Annotated in this window: 5 protein-coding genes; 1 reads left to right on the top strand and 4 read right to left on the bottom strand. The window is 57.6% G+C overall.

Annotated features, from left to right (window positions below; translation table 11 throughout):
• Window positions 1–326: 326 nt before the first annotated feature.
• From BLW02_RS19170 to BLW02_RS19185, 4 genes are all read right to left on the bottom strand, one after another.
• Window positions 327–1,178: a nucleotidyl transferase AbiEii/AbiGii toxin family protein gene (locus BLW02_RS19170; RefSeq protein WP_092701668.1), complete on the bottom strand. Its 852-nt coding sequence runs from the start codon at window positions 1,176–1,178 to the stop codon at window positions 327–329.
• Window positions 1,175–2,071, bottom strand: a complete 897-nt coding sequence (locus BLW02_RS19175; RefSeq protein WP_244273767.1) for a type IV toxin-antitoxin system AbiEi family antitoxin domain-containing protein — start codon at window positions 2,069–2,071, stop codon at window positions 1,175–1,177. Before BLW02_RS19175 ends, BLW02_RS19170 begins: the two co-directional genes overlap by 4 nt.
• Before the next feature lie 253 nt (window positions 2,072–2,324).
• On the bottom strand, window positions 2,325–2,831 hold the full coding sequence (locus tag BLW02_RS19180) for a thermonuclease family protein (protein ID WP_086914288.1): 507 nt from the start codon (window positions 2,829–2,831) through the stop codon (window positions 2,325–2,327).
• A gap of 171 nt (window positions 2,832–3,002) precedes the next feature.
• A complete protein-coding gene (locus tag BLW02_RS19185; protein ID WP_244273768.1) occupies window positions 3,003–3,416 on the bottom strand; it encodes a LexA family protein in 414 nt (137 codons plus the stop codon).
• Between the two features lie 269 nt (window positions 3,417–3,685).
• Between BLW02_RS19185 and BLW02_RS19190 the strand changes: the two genes are divergently transcribed.
• Window positions 3,686–4,123, top strand: a complete 438-nt coding sequence (locus BLW02_RS19190; RefSeq protein ID WP_092701678.1) for an SOS response-associated peptidase family protein — start codon at window positions 3,686–3,688, stop codon at window positions 4,121–4,123.
• Window positions 4,124–4,174 lie beyond the last annotated feature (51 nt).

Below are 4,174 nucleotides of genomic sequence, written 5' to 3' on the forward strand. Positions count from 1 at the left end.
TCAGATCAAGGCTGCTTTGCTTCATGGCTTGGGAGGATGCCATGACTGGGCCGCTTCTATCCGACTGACTGCCAGGTTTTGCAGGATTTCCCTAGGGTATGCGGATGCGCCAACAGCCTAGAACTACACCCGAGCCTCAAGGTAGTTGACGGCGCGGTAAGAAGCGCTGTGAGCTCTCACCCCGAGACTGAACCACTGGAAAGCAGCCGCTGGCAAAGGTCGGCAACCAGCCTGAAACGGTCGGCCGCCCCGGCGCGTCGAAGGTCGGCGCCTGGCCGATTGCCAACGTCCAACCCTTTCGATCTACTGACCAGCTCTGGCCAGTATCACCATGACAGAGAGCGATACAGCTTCACAACCTGACCCATCGCCTCGTCGAATGGCGGCAATTCGCCATCAACGTCTGCCGCCAACTCCTGGTAGCCAGTGCGCGCCATGGATACGACCTCTTCCGATTCCATGGAGTGGATGTCCGGAACGATACCCTTGGAGCCGCAAGAAGCCACCAAAATCTCATGAATCTTGACGAGATCTTCAGCAGTAAGCGCAGGCCCGGACTCCCGCAATAGCCAGATGTCATAGACGTCTTGTCGGCGGTTTCTTCTTCGAACAGGCTGCTGAAGCAGCGAGCGCATCTTTTCAGCCAGCACGTTGTTCAGGGTGTAGGAATGGATGGTTGCCCCTCCATCCAACTCCAGCACCTCCACATCAAAAACAGCCTCATTGAAGCTGTAGTCAATTTCGACCACCTGAGGCGAAGTACCTGCCTCCAGGCGAGCCATCTGCCCTGCATTGCTCCGGTTCGCGAACCCGATTTTCAAGGCCAGGCTCTGGTGGGTCTTGTTCTCGCCCTTGGGTTCAACCTTGTGCGACTGCAAACGGCAAAGCGTGTTGTAGGAAAGTCGGTCCTCTGCAGTGACAAGCCCTTCCCGCAGTTCTGCCAAAAGCAGATCGACACTTTCTGCCGTGTACTTGTCCCGGGTAGAAAAATCCAAGTCCCGGGTGTAGCGAGAGCTGGCATACCGTATGGCCAGCAGAAGTCCACCCTTCATCACCATCTTGGCACTCAGATTCTGGGAATGGCCAATACCGTCGAGGATGGTGTGCACCGCCTCCCGGAAGCCCCGTTGGCCTTGTGGAGCTTGTGACACCCACGCGTCGATTTCAACTTCGTTCATGAGTCCCCCGAATCGGTTTGCGACGCATCCAGTGACGGAACGTTGACCGACAGCGCCCATCTTTCAGAGAAAACAGATGCGTACTCTGCCTGTGGGTCCAGCTTGCGGGAGCCTCCTCGTTGAACCTTGGACGCCCACGCATCAATGACTGGATCCGAGAGACCACACACCGTTTCCAGCAGGTAGCCAGCCCGCGCCTGCTCAATCGACGTCCCGTGCTGGCCAACTTCGTCAATGATGAGTTTCAGATACTTGACCGCATATTCCCGGTAGGTGTCAACGACATGCTGTATCCCGCCGCACAGCTCCGGTTCGCGGAGCATGTCCAAGAAGGTTCGTCCCACCATTGCGACGCGAATGGATGGAGACTTGATCGTCTTAAAGGCACCACGATGCGAACGACGCACCAACTCAACCCGCATCCCATCAATGCGTTCGAACTTCTGAAACTTCAACGTGGGCAGCTTGGCCGCAAGGTATCCCTCCTTGCGCATCTTGAGGTCCTTGTCCATGCGTGCAGCCGCTTGCTCCTTCCACTCCCGTTCGGGTGGAGTGGACAGGTACAGAATTTTGGAAAAACGGTCGGTGACGCCGTGGTACTCCATGGCGCTCAGATGACTGACGTATGCGAATGGGTCAACGGAACAGGCCACTTCCATGGGCAGCGGCTTGTTGCGCCCAAAAAGCTGAAAGACCGATCCAGCCTTGAACTCCTTGGCCGGTGAAATCAAACCAAATGACGTCAAGACCCGGACAATGTTTGTATACAAAGACAGTGAAATCGGATCGTCTGTGGCTTGGGTCGCGGCCAAAACGCCCAACTCGTACCCCGTGACGACAGGCCGCTCCCACACCCCCAACCGTTCTTGGATGGGTCTGATGTAGGCGTTCAAGGCCTCTGGCAATATCAAATTATCATTCACTTGTTAGCATCACTGTCCTTAGGACAGTGATGCTAACAAGTGTTTTACGGAATGTGAAGCCAATTTTTGCAATTTTTTACTGCAATGAATTACAATGCGTCCTAAGGACGCATTGTAATTCATTGCATGCCGCGCATGATAGCACTGGGCACGCGAACTATTGGCCAGGAAACAAGATTGCGGTGCATTCAACGCAACGGGTCAGTTTACGAAATAACAGGCCCTACGACGCAGACCTGGCGCGCTTGTTGTGTCGGTACTCCCAAGGGGCTACAGGATCCGGATCAGCCCAAAGACCTCGCTTGTCGGCCTGGGCTTGTCGCTCCAGCTCAAACAGCACCGAATCTTTCGCATACCGGCGATAGACCCATGCCATTCCCAGCTCGACCATCTGGGCATTCACGCTGACCCCCGAGACATAGACCGTCCCAATGACGCGCCCGTAACGATCCCTGCCAGCCTCTTCCACCGTCACCGATTGCCGAAAAACAAGCCCCGCCAGCGTCTGTCGGGCACGTGTACCGAATGCCTGCCGTTTCTCCGGGGCGTCGATCTGCGCCAGGCGCACGCGAATCGGCTGGCGGTCCACGAGCACGTCAATGGTGTCACCATCCAGAATAGCCACCACAGGCCCGACCAATTCCGCGCGGGCCAACGTAGTGAAGAGCAGCAGCGCAACTGCGCACCATGCCCGTGCTGCGTTAGCGACTCCTGCCCTTCTCGTTTTCATTCCTGATTCCTTGGTTGGTCGTCTCTGGATCGCGCCCGGGGTCACGGACAGCACGCCCAACCGCCGCCTGCACTTCTCTGCGAAGCACTTCCCGTGCGGTCAATGGTTCCGGCATCCGCGCCACAAACCGCTCGATTTGAGCCGCGAGGTGCGCATTGCACTCTGCCAGGCTCATTCGCTGTGCCTCTCCTGCATTTGCAGCAGCGCCAGTTCCCGCCCGTCGCATTTCAGTATCGGGGGATCTTCCATCGTCCAGACGATTCCGTGAGTTCGCCCGCAAAAACACCGCAGCGCCTCTTTGGTCGCGTACCACATTGCCAGCGGGCTCCCATCGACTACCGCCACCACGATATGACCACGGCGCGGCTTGATGGCCCGGTCCACCAGGATCACGTCGTCGTCGAAGATGCCTTCATCACGCATGGAGTCCCCCCGCACGCGCAAGGTATAGGTGGCCTGGGGATGCAAGATGATGTGCTTGAGCACATCAATCCGCTCTGCCTGAAAATCCTCCGCCGGAGACGGAAACCCCGCGCGCACGCTCGTGTCTATCTCCAGGGCCGTCAGTCCGGAAACATAGGGCACGGGAGTGGAGCAGGAAGAGTGGAGAACCGGGTGCATGGGGGAAGCCAGGATCGGCAAAGGCGCCGCAAAGATAAATACTGTTGTTATGTCCAGTATATTCTCTGCTGCGGTTCCTAGGCCATACCCGACTGCGGCGGTGTGCCCATCTTTTAAGCACCGTGCTGCAAGCCAGCACTGGCGCAGGATGAGCGAGTTATCCCAGGAACTATCCACAGCAATGCCCCCGTGGATTGGGGACAACAACACACCACACAACGACAGGACTGGGCATGTGCAGCCACTACCAGGGCATCAAGCGACCCGAGACGTACCGGGAGATCTTCAAGGCCGAGCCTCCTTCCTCCCAAGGCAAGGAAGACATGTGGCCCTGCTACCAAGGCAGCTTCATCCGCAGACATCCGCATGCTGATGTGGGCGATGAAGCCGTCCCAGCTCATGAAGCCCTGATAGGACAATTCGGGCTGGTGCCGCACTGGGCTGAAGACCTGAAACTTGGCCGCCACACGTTTAATGCCCGATCCGAAACAGTGGCCACCAAGCCCAGCTTCCGGGACGCATGGCGCCAGGCCCGCCACTGCATCATCCCAGCCATGGCCATCTACGAGCCAGACTGGCGTTCGGGCAAAGCAATTGCCACACGGATCAGCCGTGCAGATGACCAACTGCGTATTTCGGCGAATGTGACCGGTCATTTCGGCGCATCGTGACCGGTGGTCAGAGCGATGTTCTCAGCGCCGTTTCGGTAACGTGACCGCCCG

The organism is Acidovorax soli (assembly GCF_900107605.1).
Classification (GTDB): Bacteria; Pseudomonadota; Gammaproteobacteria; order Burkholderiales; family Burkholderiaceae_C; genus Acidovorax; species Acidovorax soli.